This is a genomic window from Opitutia bacterium ISCC 52, from assembly GCA_014529675.2.
Classification (GTDB): Bacteria; Verrucomicrobiota; Verrucomicrobiia; order Opitutales; family UBA2995; genus UBA2995.
In genome coordinates this window covers 2,267,595-2,282,689 of sequence record CP076040.1, presented here as the reverse complement: position 1 = coordinate 2,282,689, position 15,095 = coordinate 2,267,595, and the positions used below count along the sequence as shown (strand labels likewise).

Sequence of the window (15,095 nt, the reverse complement as noted above, 5' to 3'; positions counted from 1 at the left end):
TTGTATAGCTGCTGCTACTCCTCCCGAGGTCGCGCCTTAGATACATAGGTCGTAGTCCTTGGCCTGAATAAGTTGAGGCAAGAAGATGACCCATAGGAGTGCAATGATGTAGCGATGGTGGTGACACCATTGAAAAAAATACGGAAGCTCCATGGTCTTGCGACCATGGCTACTTTTTGAGCTAGAGATCATTTTTTGTTTCCGTGGATAACCCGCCCGGTTTTCTTGTTGGTGAATGTCCAATTATCGGGATCGAAGATAAAGCCATCCTTGCTGGGAACATCCTCTGCATAAAATGTTGGCAAGTGTTTTGCCAGTTCGCCCTTGATTGATTGATACGCCTGATCGGCAGCCAGATTCTTCCATTCGTTTGGGTCAGTCTGGTGGTCGTACAATTCCTCCGTGCCGTCGTTATAACGAATGTAGCGCCAGTGCTCGTCTCGAACTGCCGTGTTGCCGTAGCCGAAGTCAATGAGGCTGGCGTGCGGCCAGGCAGCGTTTGGATTGTCCAGTAGGGGAGCCAGGTCGGGTCCGTCAAAATCAATGTCGCTTTCCAGGTCGAGTAATCCGACAAGTGTTGGATAAATGGATACGAGGTTTACAGGGCGACTCGAGCTCTGACCGGCCTGTTTCATTCCGGGAGTTGCTATAATGAAGGGCACGCGAGTGGCTTCTTCCCACAGGGTTGATTTATGCCAATGATTCTTTTCTCCCAGATGCCAGCCGTGGTCTGACCAGAGAATAATTATCGTGTTGTCGGCGTGAGGAGATTCGGCGAGAGCCCCAATTACCCGACCGATTTGGGCATCCGCAAACGAGATACTCGCTAAGTAGCATCGAACAGCTTCTTCCCATTCGCCAGCTTCCTTGGCAGCATCCATTTCGTCGCGCCGTCGTTCTGCCCAATTTTGCGGGATAGGTGGTAGGTCATCCAGGTCATTTTCCGGGGCTTCGGGCAAGTGGATTTCCGAGCCTGCATAGAGATCGTTAAAGCGTTTCGGAATATACCATGGTAGGTGGGGATGAAAAGTCCCGACTGAGAGAAAAAATGGCTTTTCGCCTTCGTACTGGTTCAGGAAATCTACGGCATAGTCGACTACGACTACATCGTCATAGTCTTCTTCCTTTTTTGGTAAAATACCCCAGTCCCGCTCTTCCTTTCCCCGGAGATACTCCACTTTACTAAAAGGATAGCCTTCGGGTGGTGGCATCCATTTTGTCCACGGGTAAGCCAGCTTGTTCGACCGGGTCCAGGGAAAGTCCACCCAGGAAAACCGATGGTAGGCATGCCATTGATCCGGAGGATTGTTTCCTGCGGTGTGGTGAAAGCTTTTTCCCGTCCCTACGACCTGATATCCCTGATTCATAAAATACCTCGGTAAGGTCGCTTTGTCGGGGTAGTTAGCGCGCAACCACTGGCCGTTGTTATAAATTCCGGTCGTCGAAGGCATAAGCCCTGTCATAACCGCATTCCGGCTCGGATTACATACGGGAGACGGGCAGTGGGCGTTGGTAAAATTAATGCCCCGCTCGGCTAGTCTATCCATATGCGGTGTGAAGACCTCGCCTTCATAGCCTCCAAGAAAATTGGTCCAGTCCCTCATATCGTCGACGGAGATCATGAGGACGTTCTTTGGGGCTTGTTCAGTTCCATACGCCAAGAACGGAAAGCTAAAAGTGAAGATCAGGAATGCAATTCGTGCGGTATTCATTTGCACATGGGGTAGTGTTCGATCGCTGAACGAGCTGTTGGATCTTGAGTGTCTTAGATGTTAGTTAAGGAATCTCAGCAGGAAACTGGGATTCTTTTATGCAGGTTCATCAGCATTAGGAAACCAATGTATTCTGACAAGAGCGTCTTTTTCGACCGTAAACTCTCTGATATTTTACTGAGCAGCTTAGAGCGTCTCAAGCAAGGTGTAGACCATGCGACACGGTTTACTTGTTTTATTGTGAAACGAATGGATTTCGCCTGGATCGATGACTAGAACATCTCCTTCGGAAAGACTGCTTGTTTTTCCATCAATAATGGCTTCAACGGTTCCCGACAGTATCTGAAATACTTCGCGCGCATCTTTATGGGAGTGCTCACTGACCGTTACACCCGATTCTAGTGTCACAGTGGCCCATTGAAGAATTCCTCGAACGTCGTTCTTTTTTAAGAAGACCTTCTTTTGAAGGTGCGTGTCGTGAGAAACCGGTGACAGGATCGCGCTATCGTTAGTAACCTTCTTCATGGCCTTTGCCATTCCAGAGGCAATGAAGGTATTTCTCAGTAGAATGACATTCTAAAGCTAAGGGGCGTCGGGCCTCTGCTTCTTTTTTAAGCTGTTTCTGATGATTGATCGCGTAGAGCAGTTTGTTGTATAGATCATCCACGTCAGCTTCCTTTGCAGTTAAGCCAACTCCATACTCTTTCATTGCCCAGGAAAGCCATGTGTTTTCAGTTACGATAACAGGTATCCCTGAGCAGGCAGCTTCAACCATGACTCCTGATGTGCGGTTGAAATAGGTTTTTAATCGGTAAGGTAGAACAATAAAATCGGAATTTTTAAAGTAGGAGTTATAATCTTGCTCGCTGAGTATTTCCCTAAGAACGGTCACCTTGTCAGAATTTATCAGACGCTCATCGGGGTATATTCTTTCGCCTTCGTAGCTAATTGTAGGTTGTGCCCATTGAAAAACGAATTTAACATTTTCAGATGAGTTTCTTTCCAGGAATCGTATAACTACTTCCTGCCAGGCATCAATTCCTTTGTCGTATACCGATAATCCTAAAATTGAAAACACCAACTCATTGTTCCCGGGCCGTGGTTCATTGGACGAAAGTAATGCCTGAGATAATGCCATACCTGGACTCGGAAACAGTTTGAAGGGGACATTTGACAGTGTTTTGTACTCTTCACTGGTGATTTGACTGTCACCGGCAAAAACGACTTCACCGCTAGCGATCTCATCTTTGAAACTTCTCAGGACGTGCTTAATTAGATTGGAAGACTTCTTAAAGCTGTATTGGGTATAGTCCTCGTTGTAGACGGCCTCGCTGGTGATGATAAATATCACCAAACGCTTAAATTTTTTGCCTAAGAATTTTTTACACAATCGGCGCCAGGCAATTAGATGGTGGATACGCGCAGCAGGAACTAAAACACAATCTGCTGGATCTATTGATTCTAAGAAGGTTTTAGTCTCTTTATAAATTAAGCGGTTGTGTTTAATCACTCCCAGGTAGCGTTTCCAGGGTTGTGGGCAATGGTAGATATTGTCCCAGCTATTCTTAGAATAAACACGTTTAGCGGACAGGTCTTTTTCGATGGTTTCATTTATGAACTTACTGCCTGCAGTCTCAACCTTAACGCCCGCTTGTTCGTTGATGTGTTTGATAGACTTAACCCAGGCATGAAAATGCCCATCATAGTGCATCAATGCTTCTTCGCAAATGAGGAGGCGTTTACCGGCGAGATTCATGAAAATTGAGGAGGAAAATGAGCATCGTTCAACTCGAGCGGGAAACTCCGACTATTCGATGGCTGTTCGGTTTGGCTCGCTCGCTGCTTGATTGAACAAACCTGTGTGAGAGATGCATTGTGAGAGTGCTCTGTCTGCCCATTCATGACTGCGTTGAAGGGCTTGTCCTATCAGCTTTATGCCCTAGGTCGTTGGTTGATTCCTCAAAGATAATATAGACATTATCAATCAAAATCATAGTAGGGACAGAATGTTGAATGAGTGTGACAGGTGTTTTGATGCGGTAATGACTATTCAGAAAAATATGAAACAAAAGCGATCTGTTCGGGGCCTTGAAAGGGTTACACTTTTTTTATGAGTAAAAGGCCCATAAACCCTTAAAATCTTTGGTCTTGGCCTTTTTTATTAAATAGACTAATTTTATAATACTATTCGTTCAGTCTCTGGAATGGCCAGTTATCTTAACAAATTCGAATCCTCAATCAATCATTATGAGTAATATCGTTCCTACAATTAGCTCCGGAGTTGCCGGACCTCTTGGCGTTCTCCATCTACCTCGTTTCTGGCAAAAAGCCTCCTTAGGAGCAGCCGGAAAACTACACAATGAATACCCAGCCTGTGGAGATGGCTATGATCAAATGACCTTGGATGCCTTGGGCTTAGATAAAGATGCTACCTTGGCCCAGATTGCTGAGAGTAAGCCCAGCTACGTGGAGTTTGAAGCATGGGTTAAATCGAATATGAAAGCCGACGCAGATATTGCTGCTCACAATGCAGCTGTTGAGGGTTACATTCATGACGATGGAACTCGGGCAGAAATTTTTGAATGTGCCAGTTTGAGTGATGACAGTTGCGCCGCACGGGATGCCGTGAATCTAAACAATTTAGATGACTGGGCAATCTTCCATAAAGAGGAAATTGCCGGGTAGTACCCGAAACTAACCATTTCTTAATTCAAAACCTGTTTCTTGGGCTCGGCTTGACAAACAGGTTTTTTAGTCTGGTGCGCACAAAGATTCATGCCAATTCTCGACAAATGCCGCCATTTCGATATTCTAATGATGATAAATAAAATAGCCCCATAATTGTATGAATAGAAGACAGTTTTCAAAGCTTACTGCTCTGAGCGCGGTTGGAGCCACCTCCTCAAGTTTAATCTCAACGGTTGCTGCCAGTGCCAATAAAGTCAGTCAGCGATCTGCTAATGATCGCATTCAATTGGCCTTGATAGGTGCCAAAAATCAAGGAGGTCGTATCCATCTTCCGACCTTGGTTAGTTCTGAAGACTGTCAACTTGTTTCGATTTGCGATGTGGATGGTCAGGTTCAGAGTGAAGCGATCGAAACGGCTTCCGTGCAATATGCCCAGCAGTATGGGAAATATGAATACAATGGTATTTCGGGTGTGCCAGATTTTCGAGAAGTCATGGAAAATGACGAGATCGATGGGGTGGTCATTGCAACGCCCGATCATTGGCATGTTCCGATCGCCAAGGCTGCCATCCTTTCTGGGAAAGATGTTTATGTAGAAAAACCGCTTTCATTGCATATTAATGAGGGAAGGGAATTGGTCGAATTGGCAAACAAACACCAAAAGATTGTTCAGGTAGGTAGTCAGCAACGATCAGACGAGCGTTTTGTCATTGCATCAGAAATTGTGCGCAATGGCTTGATCGGTGAGGTTAAGCATGTAGAGGTCTCTATAAAGACGCGCTCTGGAAACGCTGAAGTATGGGAAGCAGAACCCATACCTCCCGAGTTGGATTACAACATGTGGCTTGGTCCAGCTCCCTGGAGTGACTACCATTCTGAACGAGTGCACTACAATTTTCGTTTTGTTCCTGAAATATCTGGGGGAGAAATTGCTAATTGGGGAGCTCATTTTTTGGATACGGCTCAATCCGGGCTCGGGACCGATGATACCGGTCCTGTTATGATTCGCGGAATGGGTGAGAGGAACCCTTTTGGTTCACGTCATACGTCATTCTTTGATATTGATGTGGATTTCGAATACGCGAGCGGAGTAACCATGCATCTCAAAACTGGCAAGAACGGAGTAACGTTCTATGGAACAGAAGGGCAGCTCTATGTAAATCGTGGCGAGTTGTATACGACTCCCAAGGAGTTGATTCGTCGTTACTCCAAGGATTTAGCTATCAAAATGAGGCATACCAAGGGAGGGCACTTTCGAAACTGGTTTGATTGTGTGCGTTCAAGAATGGCCGAGCATTTACATGCCGGGGTAGAATTAGGTCATCGATCGGCCACCTTGTGTCACCTTTCCAATATCGCTATCGAGTTGAAGCGACCCTTGCGATGGGATCCTGTGAAGGAGAGTTTCTTACAGGATGCTCACGCCAATGCATTACGGAACCGACCGTCACGGACGGATTGGGCTTAGTTTTGGTCGTAACTTTATTTGGAAGCTTGCGGTTATTCCGGGCATTCACCCGACCTGATACCTCACGCTCACAAATCCATTGGAGTAACTCTTGGATTCCTTGAGTGTTAGCTTTGGATCTTTAGTGGTTGTTGAGATAAGCGGTACTCCTTGTCCCAGGAAGACAGGGACGATTGTCAGGTTGATTTCATCGATCTGGCCAGCTTCCAGGAATGATGCAGCCAGTTTTCCCCCACCCATCAGCCAAATACGATCAAGCTTTGTAGCCCTGATTTCGTCCATGATAGCAGTTGGAGTGTCGGTGGATAGTTGAATGCATGGGTCTAAAATGGGAAGATCTCTGAATGAAACAACCCAAGTGGGTGTTCCCGGTGACATCCATTTACCATGATCCAATACAAAGTCGTAAGTTCCACCACCTAGAAGAATCCCATCGAAGGAGCTCATTTGTCTCTGAAAATCTTCCATTACTTCTTTGTCATCAAAAGCATTGAAGCTATTCAACCAATTTACTTTTCCGTCCTTGTCTGCAATGAATCCATCCAAGCTGGATGCGACATGGTAAATGACTTGGGGCATGTCCTCAGGCTTTGGGTCGATTCACTGCTCTACAAGTCAATAAAACGTGTTTTCCAAATACCTTGCAAATTACACTCGCACAATCGAACGCCGGACAGTTAGTTTTTAATGAGTTATGCTCTTCTATCTATCCCCGCGATTTCTCTTACCTATATTCACGCTGAGTTTGGCACTCTGTTTCGGTTGCTCCAAATCCGAGACCCACACCAAAGAGGCTAAGCGTCCCAATATCATCTTCGTGATGACGGATGATCATACGCATCAGCAAATGAGTTTGACTGGTAACTCGTTTGTGCAGACGCCGAATCTGGATCGTTTAGCAGCGGAGGGAGTATGGTTTAAAAACGCCTTTTGCACAAATTCGCTTTGTGCTCCGGCTAGAGCAACCATTCTTACCGGGTGCTTGTCCAATATGAACGGGATCATGGGTAACTCGGAGTCCAAGGATAAGATTGAACGACTCGATCCCGACCTTCCAACTTTTCCGTTGCTGCTGAAGGCGGCAGGCTATCAGACAGGTATCGTGGGAAAATGGCACCTTCCGCACGATCCTCGTGGATTTGATTACTCATGTATTCTGCCGGGGCAGGGGCTCTATTTTGACCCTGAAATGATCGAGAACGGAGAACGCAAAAATTTTAAGGGTTACGTAACAGATATCATCACCGATAAAGCGCTGGAATACCTAAAAGGCCTCGACGGTGACGATCCATTTTGTCTGATCTACCAACACAAAGGACCGCATCGTCCGTTTACGCCGGCTCCTCGCCACGAGGATCTCCTGTCTGAGGATTTACCACATCCCGAAACTTTTAATGACGATTACGCCACTCGTCTGGTTGCTGGGAAAGCCGCTGATATGAAGTTCGAGCAGAGTATTGCCCGTGATTATGGTGACGTTTTCGGTGATATGACGGAAGCCGAGAAGAAAGAGTGGATTTTTCAGCGATTCGTAAAGGACCACAATCGTGCCGTCGTGAGTATCGATGAGGGACTCGGGCGTGTGCTCGATTATTTGGATGACAACGGGTTAACCGAAAATACTTTGGTCATTTATACGACCGACAATGGATTCTATCTCGGTGAATATGGATGGTACGACAAACGCTTCATGTACGAGCCTTCGCTTAGAATTCCTTTTCTTATGCGATATCCTGCAAAGGTAAAAGCGGGTCAGGAAGAAGAACGGATGATCATGAACGTGGATGTGGCTCCAACTATTCTGGACTTTGCCGGAATTGATGTGCCTGAGGTGATGCAGGGTGAGAGCCTGAAGCCTCTGGTTTTGGATCAAGAGTTCGATTGGCGGGACCACGTTTACTATTCCTATTATGAAAACACCTGGGCGATGAGCGGGTTTAGTCAGGCTGATCTCAGTGATCCCAGCTTTAACTTTTTCACTGCCCACCGGGTGGGTCCTCACCGAGGTATCCGCAACGATCGCTACAAATTAATCGAATACTACAGTGAGAATGAATACTGGGAATTCTTTGATCTTCAGGAAGATCCTCATGAACTTCGAAACGCGTATGACGATCCCCAGTATGCCATGCAGATTGCGCAGATGACAGGCCAGCTGCGCCAAACGCAAACCATGTATCAAGATGTGGGTACGTGGGAGAATCTATCTTTACCGAATTATACAGACTAAAATGCCCCATCCCTCAAATACCCTAAGAATAGACGCGAAGCCCTATCTCTTCTAACAACTGGAGGCGCTGCTGGTCTCCTCGGAAATGCGCTCAGCAGCAACTCAGTTGTGGCCCAGAACTTCAATGATCGCACTCCAGCCATGGAGCCGATAAAAATTACCAAGGTTAAGATTATTCACACCTATCCGAATGGAACCGGATACGGCGTCGTGAAGGTTGAGACCAGCGAACCGGGTCTCTGGGGAATTGGTTGTGCAACCGGTATTCGACGTTACGCTACGCTTACCGCCGCTGTCGATGAATACCTTGATCCTCTTCTGAAGGGAAAGGATCCTGATAATATTGAGGATATCTGGCAGACGGTGAACGTCAGCACTTATTGGCGGAATGGTCCCATCCTGAACACGGTTTTGGCAGGGCTCGACCAAGCGCTTTGGGATATCAAGGGGAAGCGAGCAGGTCTTCCCGTGTATCAGCTTTTAGGCGGCAAATGCCGGTTCGCAGTGGACTGCTATGGTCATGCTTCTGGCAACGATATGTCAGAGCTCAAAGATAGTATCACTAAATTTAAAGAGCAAGGATTTCGTCACATTCGAATTCAATTTGGTCTTTATGGGGCGCCTCATCTCGCGAAGGGAGAACCGGATTTTCGTAAAGCTGGATTCGGAGTACCCTCGGATACTGAAATTCAAATTCGTCCATACATGAAGATTGTGCCGCAGATTTTTGAAATGGCGCGCAATGAATTTGGTGAAAACCTGGAATTTCTGCACGATATCCATGAATTGCTTCCGCCTATTGAAGCCGTCAATCTGGTCAAAGAGCTCGAGCAGTACCGACCTTTCTTTATTGAGGATGCATTTGCTCCTGAGGATATCGGATACTTCAAAATTCTTCGTGAGCAAAGCTCATGTGCTCTTGCCATGGGAGAACTGTTTAACAATCCGCACGAATGGGTTAGTCTCAACACTGATCGACTCATTGACTTCGTGCGTATCCACATTTCTCAAATCGGTGGCATCACGCCGGCGATGAAAGTGGCACGTCTCGCAGAGTGGTTCAATGTCCGTACTGCCTGGCATGGCCCAGGAAACACTTCACCGATCGGACACGTTGGAAACGCCCATATCGATCTTGCCATTTGGAACTTTGGAATTCAGGAACAAACCTACTTCGGTCCTGAAACTCAGGAAGTATTTTCAAACTACCCCAAATTTGAGAACGGCTACATGATCATCAACGAAGCTCCCGGGTTCGGAATGGATATCGATGAAGAAAAGGCCGCCAAATATCCTCTGCCAAAAGAACCCTGGTATCGACCCATTATGCGAAGACCAGACGGGACACCAGTCAGGCCTTAAAGAGTTCCTCTTCGATATTGCGAAAGCCTTTAAACTCTAGGGCATTCCCTGAGGGGTCGGCAAAGAACAGAGTGCCTTGCTCCCCGGAAAGTCCCTTGAAGCGAATGTAAGGCTCGATGATGTACTCGGTGATGACACCTTCCAGGTTTTTGGCGAATCGATCCCAATCTTCGAATTGCATGATGACGCCGCAGTGAGGAATGGGCACGCCGTGGTTGTCCACCGGATTGTAGAGTGCTGGCACTTTTCCATCAGGACCCAACTCCGGATTAAGGTGCGTGACAAACTGATGCCCGAACATATTCCAGTCGATCCAGTTCTCCGCACTGCGGCCTTCAGGGAAACCGAGTTTGTTTCCATAAAAATCTCTGGTTTCTGCGATGTCGCGGACCGCAACGGCGATGTGAAAGGGTGTCAGGTTCATAAGAGGAGACTGTAAGGGATGGGTTGTATTTTTCCAAGTTCGAATGCATCTGCTGAGAACTCCACAGAATAAGATTTGTTGTTCGGCAAGAATTGAGATGGTTCTACTCTTTTTTGAATAATCTAATGCCTTGACCCTGCTTTGCTTCCTCGTAGAAACTTCGGGCTTTCTTAAACGACTCGATCGCTTCTCGCTTGGTCTTGGAGTTAGACCAAATGGCTTCCGTTTCTACCCATTCGAGCGTCTTGTCTAATCGAGCTAGAAGGTATTCCGCGTCTTCGGCGTTTGAAGGTGATTCGTCACTCACCGTGATATAGATCGGACTGGTGTGCGCCGCCATGGTGTAGTTCCACCAATCTTCGGGATCGGGTTGGTCAGCACCGGCACGCAGAGCGATCCAGCCGGATTCTGTTACATTGAGTTCAAGGAAGAGCTTCAAGCGAAGCTGGTAGTCTTCCGTGCGCACCTCGTGTATGACTTTGCCGTTGTGGACGACCTGCAGGTAGTTGACGGGGCGTTGAGTAATGCAACGTCCGCGAATCTCTATCATGAAGGGCCCTTCGCCAGAGAATTTAAGTTCACCGCCCATAGAAGCGCGGTTGGCTGAAAAGAAGAGCAGCGGACCATTGCTTACAAAGGTATTTCCTTCCCGAATACCGTTCATGAGTCCGTCGTGCGTCCATTCATCGACCTTGGCATAAGTTCTTGCCACCGAACCGACTGGTCGTGCGGCAGACATCTTATCCGTGCCACCTATGAGAGGAAGTCGCACCCCGCAATTGAGCATACGGTAATAAAGTTGTCCTGAATCAAATCCGGTGGGTTTGGTTTCGTAACCGGGGATGACCAAACCTTGTCTCGTGCGTCGACGATTGTTGACGATGTCCGTGCTAGTCCACTCCAAGCCGTCCAGAAGGGACAGTGCTCCTCCGACTGCTGAACCATAGCCCGGCCAGAAAAGGTAATGAGCGTGAAAAGCCAGTCCTTTCTGAGAATGCATGCGCTCAGTCACCTGCCAGTTGAGCGGTTCATTGGAGCGAGGCTCAGGTTCGTTCTTACCCGTGCCGGTATATACAAGCACGGGCTCGATAGGCTCCTGCATCCCCATCAAAGTCATATGTCCTTGCTCCATGTCTCGCACTTCCTGGGACACGTAGACAATGCGATCTTTAGTCGAAACAGGATTTGGCTTTCCAGTTACCATTCCCCGTGTGTAGAGCGGATGCTTGGGGCCGATAAACATGAGGTTGGTATAATCGACATCTTCCACAGCCATCTGTCGCATGGCTCCTTCAGGTGAAAGTGAATGCACATGAGAATCAGCACTCATCCAACCTCGGGCTTGCATATCTATGTGTTGTTTGAGCTCAAATGTCCGTTCCATCGTTTGCCCGGCTTTGCCGGATAAATTCATTTCGTAAACTGGTTGGGTGAATTCAAACCCATGAAACAAACGCACCGAATAACCATCGATAGCTCGCAGGCGGACGGTAAACTTCCCATCTTCAATCATCGCCCAACTTTTGTTGCCACGGTTTATCAGATCGGGTTCCAGAGTGACATTATCTGCATGTCCTTCGAGCTCGCCGAGTTCTGTATGACCAATGGGAGGGTAGTATCGATCTTGCGAATCTGTAATGCGTATACGGTGGGGTAGAAGGACCCCGGAATGGGCATTGACGACTTTCGCTTTCATGATGACGAGCTCTTCCTCAGGAATGGTCGGAATGGTACCAATGTCCAAAGGCACCGTTTGATTGTTCGGAGCGATTCTCTGAGTTCCATGGGCTCCGGGGTGAGCTTGAAGAATCAGCGCGGAGAGCAAAAAAAGAAAGGTAGTTACGATTACCGATCGATAAATGAGCATAGTAATGGTTTAGTGAACTTGTGGAGTATTTGGCAATCTCGTTACAGAATTGAATCACTGATTCTTTTCTCTTTCCTGATATTGCTGCAACTGTAAGATTCTGTCTTCGTGTTCTACCCCAAGCTAATTCTCCGATTTTCCTCCGGCATTTTTCTTTTAGTATTAGGCTGTGGAATTTCTTTTGGAACCCCAATCCAAATCCCCTTTATCGATCTTGCGGATGACTACTACCGACAAACCTTAGTCGATCGAGAAGCAGGCCAATATCTGGGGCACCCGAGTACTTGTTTGTTAGATGACGGGAAAACAATTCTTGTGGTTTATCCTAAAGGGCATGGAAAGGGCGGGCTCGTCTACAAGCGATCAACCGATGGCGGACTGACTTGGTCGGAACGATTACCGACACCAAGTTCGTGGGTGAGCTCACGAGAGGTGCCCACATTGCACCGCGTTACCGATGCGAAGGGCAAGAAACGTATCATCATGTCCTCCGGTTTGTATCCCATCCGTATGGCAGTCACTGAAGACGACGGACTCAACTGGTCTGAATTAAATCCCATTGGAGACTTTGGTGGTATTGTCACGATGGGCAGTTACTTCCCAATCGCCAACAAGCCTGGTCATTACACGAGTCTATTTCACGACGACCGTCGTTTCATTAGGGAGAACAGTAAACGCCAGGATCCCACGATGATGACTCTCTACCAGACGTCATCCACCGATGGTGGAATTACTTGGGGACAACCAAAAACGATCTACAAAGATACCGAGATCCATCTTTGTGAACCTGGAACGATCAGATCACCCGATGGCAAGCAACTCGCGGTCCTGCTTCGTGAAAATCGACGGGTTAAAAACTCACACATCATTTTCTCAAACGACGAAGGAAAGACCTGGTCAGAACCATGGGAACTTCCCATTAGTCTGACTGGAGATCGTCATACGGGAAAGTATGGTCCCGATGGCCGGCTCTTCATTTCATTTCGCGGAGTCACCCCGACCAAGGGATTTAAATTCCAAGACAGTTCGAAAGACCGGAAGAAAATGCCAACAAACGGTAATTGGGCCGGCTGGGTTGGAACTTATGATGATTTGGTTAACGGAACGCCTGGCCAGTATGTCGTTCGGCTTATGGATAACAAGAAAGGCTATGATACCACATGCCCAGGAGTTGAAATTTTGCCCGACGGGACTTTCGTTGTAGTTACTTACGGTCATTGGACGGAGCACGAGCAACCGTATATAATGAGTGTCCGATTCAAGCTCGCTGATCTGGACAAGAAGGCAAAAATATCAACCGCCATTTCTTTGAGTTCTGATCTCAAGCAACTCACATCTCAATAGAATGAAGCTTTCGAAAATAGTTTGGTTAAGTTTTGCTGGTTTGATGATGGTGAACATTGTGTTCGCTCAACAGGTTCCCTACTTGGATTACAATCCACCGATAGGAAATCCGGCCTACCAAAAAGGTGAGGGACCCAGGGTGGGGATTGACGAGGCCCATACCAATTTCCACACGGCTACTGGTCGTTATGCTGCGTTTGCTAATCTAGTGATGCGAGACGGCTATCGAGTTGCACGTATTGGGAAGGCTTTCTCCACAAAGCAACTAAGTGTTCTCGATATTCTTGTCATTGCGAATCCGATACATGAAAGCAATGACCGCAATTGGAAGTTACCAACTCCATCTGCCTATACCAATAAAGAGATTGAAGCAGTCAAGGAATGGGTGGAGCAGGGTGGGTCATTGTTTCTCATTCTGGATCACATGCCCTTCCCGGGAGGCGGTGGAAAACTTGCGGAGGCCTTTGGCTTCAAATTCAGCAACGGTTTTGCTTATTTGGGACACAGTCTAGGGCGAGAACCTGATGAATTTAAACCCGGTAGCGGGTTAATGGATTGTGTGATTACTAAAGGGCGAAATGAAACTGAGCGTATCACCAAAATGGTTACCTTCACAGGATCCGCCTTTCAGCCACCCGAGGAAGCCACTCAAGTTCTGGTCTTTCCAGACAAGTCCGTTTCCAAAGAGCCCAAACAGGCTTGGAGGTTTGTTAAAGGCACTAAAGAGATAGATATCTCTGGCTGGTGCCAGGGAGCCATCATGAAAGTGGGAGAAGGGCGCATAGCTGTATTTGGAGAAGCAGCTTCCTTTACAGCTCAGCTTGCCGGTCCCCAAAAACGTCCCATGGGTATGGCTGCCTTACATGCCGATCAAAATTATAAATTACTCCTCAATGTCATGCACTGGCTCAGCGACTTGGAAGGTCTCTGAGATTTTGCGATCTCCCGCAGCTAGCCTTCCTCCGGGAAAAATTCGATCGTCGGATGCAACTTCGATTCGGGATACTGGTTTAGCTCTTCCTTAAAGATCGCTTCTGCTTCGGCTAAACTGGTGGATTTTTGAATCGCCAGAATTCCGGTTGAATTCACCTGGGCCATAGTCCGTGGATCGAAGAAGAGCATGACGGCAGCTATAGGTGTGACTTTGACCGCCGTGCCCCAGGGACCGTGGGTCCAGACATTCTTCCAGCCGTGTTCGCCCTTGGCCGCCCGCCAGGATATCGGTTCCACGGGATCACCGTAGAGATCGCAAGCGGCTTCCATGGCTGCCACGTCGCCTTGTGTGAGTCCATGAGCGCCCACGTATCCTCCGGCGGCCATCACCCGTTGCACGCGTTCGTCCAGTTCTTCCAACGGCATCTCGCCATCGGCACCGTATCCGGCCACCCCATAAAAGATAGGACAGTCCAATTCGAGCATCGCACCCATGCTAATGAAATCTACCAGCGAAGTCTTGGCCGGCATGGCGTTCTTGCCATCATAGAAAGTGTCCGAGCCGATATCGACCCCTACGACAAGATCGATGCCTTCACGTTCGACCAGGTCCTTCAAGCTGTCTGCTAATCCTTGGGATCCGCCTGTGAGTCCGGCTATAAAAATCACGTCGCCAGGAAGCGTATCTGCCAGAGCAGCTTCGCAAGGCACACGTCCATCCAAAGTGGTTTCTGCCTTCACCTGAACGATTTGTGGTTCGAGTGACTCGATCGGGCTCAAATCTTGGACCTGATAGACCGTCGGACCCATCACTGCAGTGCCCCAGGTTTCGGAGAGAGGATTGCCATCCGGTGTCCACCAGGAGCATCCGACTCCTCCCAAATAAATTTTCTCCAGTCCGAGTTGTTTTAAAAGCCGTGCAACTGGTATGCCTTGGATGACATCGCCACCACCGCCGATCCCCAGGATGAGTGCTGACTGTTTGCCTAAAGCGGCTTCGATGAGTGATGGTTTTGCTTCGCTTCCCATAAATATGTTCCCAAAAGTTATTCAATCATTCGAAAATG

14 protein-coding genes are annotated in these 15,095 nt (G+C 47.8%); 6 read left to right on the top strand and 8 right to left on the bottom strand.

What is annotated here, in order from left to right; genetic code table 11:
• Window positions 1-36: 36 nt before the first annotated feature.
• The 4 genes from GA003_09660 to GA003_09645 form a co-directional block, all read right to left on the bottom strand.
• Window positions 37-192 (bottom strand): hypothetical protein, encoded by a 156-nt coding sequence (locus GA003_09660; protein QXD30193.1) that lies wholly within the window; start codon window positions 190-192, stop codon window positions 37-39.
• The gene (locus GA003_09655) at window positions 189-1,712 is read right to left on the bottom strand and encodes a sulfatase (protein ID QXD30192.1); all 1,524 of its coding nucleotides are present in this window, start codon (window positions 1,710-1,712) and stop codon (window positions 189-191) included. The genes GA003_09660 and GA003_09655 overlap by 4 nt, the downstream gene beginning before the upstream one ends.
• Window positions 1,713-1,898: 186 nt before the next feature.
• Window positions 1,899-2,237 carry a cupin domain-containing protein gene (locus GA003_09650; protein QXD30191.1) on the bottom strand — a complete coding sequence of 113 codons (339 nt, stop codon included), beginning with the start codon at window positions 2,235-2,237 and terminating at the stop codon, window positions 1,899-1,901.
• Complete coding sequence (locus GA003_09645; protein ID QXD30190.1) at window positions 2,221-3,468, bottom strand: glycosyltransferase; 1,248 nt, start codon at window positions 3,466-3,468, stop codon at window positions 2,221-2,223. Before GA003_09645 ends, GA003_09650 begins: the two co-directional genes overlap by 17 nt.
• Window positions 3,469-3,959: 491 nt before the next feature.
• Between GA003_09645 and GA003_09640 the strand changes: the two genes are divergently transcribed.
• Complete coding sequence (locus tag GA003_09640; protein ID QXD30189.1) at window positions 3,960-4,397, top strand: DUF5069 domain-containing protein; 438 nt, start codon at window positions 3,960-3,962, stop codon at window positions 4,395-4,397.
• A 160-nt stretch (window positions 4,398-4,557) separates the two neighbouring features.
• The gene (locus GA003_09635) at window positions 4,558-5,868 is read left to right on the top strand and encodes a Gfo/Idh/MocA family oxidoreductase (protein ID QXD30188.1); all 1,311 of its coding nucleotides are present in this window, start codon (window positions 4,558-4,560) and stop codon (window positions 5,866-5,868) included.
• Window positions 5,869-5,913: 45 nt separating this feature from the next.
• Here GA003_09635 and GA003_09630 read toward each other — a convergent pair whose 3' ends face one another.
• Window positions 5,914-6,447: a dihydrofolate reductase family protein gene (locus GA003_09630; GenBank protein QXD30187.1), complete on the bottom strand. Its 534-nt coding sequence runs from the start codon at window positions 6,445-6,447 to the stop codon at window positions 5,914-5,916.
• Between the two features lie 115 nt (window positions 6,448-6,562).
• Here GA003_09630 and GA003_09625 point away from each other — a divergent pair, with 115 nt between their 5' ends.
• Window positions 6,563-8,098, top strand: a complete 1,536-nt coding sequence (locus GA003_09625) for a sulfatase (GenBank protein ID QXD30186.1) — start codon at window positions 6,563-6,565, stop codon at window positions 8,096-8,098.
• 108 nt (window positions 8,099-8,206) lie between these two features.
• Window positions 8,207-9,460, top strand: a complete 1,254-nt coding sequence (locus GA003_09620) for a starvation-sensing protein RspA (GenBank protein QXD30185.1) — start codon at window positions 8,207-8,209, stop codon at window positions 9,458-9,460.
• Here GA003_09620 and GA003_09615 read toward each other — a convergent pair.
• The gene (locus GA003_09615; protein ID QXD30184.1) at window positions 9,450-9,884 is read right to left on the bottom strand and encodes a VOC family protein; all 435 of its coding nucleotides are present in this window, start codon (window positions 9,882-9,884) and stop codon (window positions 9,450-9,452) included. The genes GA003_09620 and GA003_09615 overlap by 11 nt on opposite strands.
• Window positions 9,885-9,987: 103 nt before the next feature.
• On the bottom strand, window positions 9,988-11,751 hold the full coding sequence (locus GA003_09610; GenBank protein QXD30183.1) for a CehA/McbA family metallohydrolase: 1,764 nt from the start codon (window positions 11,749-11,751) through the stop codon (window positions 9,988-9,990).
• 108 nt (window positions 11,752-11,859) lie between these two features.
• Between GA003_09610 and GA003_09605 the strand changes: the two genes are divergently transcribed.
• Entirely contained in the window at window positions 11,860-13,095 is a 1,236-nt protein-coding gene (locus GA003_09605) for a glycoside hydrolase (protein ID QXD30182.1), read from the top strand.
• Window position 13,096: 1 nt separating this feature from the next.
• The gene (locus tag GA003_09600; protein QXD30181.1) at window positions 13,097-14,026 is read left to right on the top strand and encodes a DUF4350 domain-containing protein; all 930 of its coding nucleotides are present in this window, start codon (window positions 13,097-13,099) and stop codon (window positions 14,024-14,026) included.
• A gap of 20 nt (window positions 14,027-14,046) precedes the next feature.
• On the opposite strand, the gene GA003_09595 is transcribed toward GA003_09600, so the two are convergent.
• A complete protein-coding gene (locus tag GA003_09595; protein ID QXD30180.1) occupies window positions 14,047-15,057 on the bottom strand; it encodes a DUF1152 domain-containing protein in 1,011 nt (336 codons plus the stop codon).
• Window positions 15,058-15,095 lie beyond the last annotated feature (38 nt).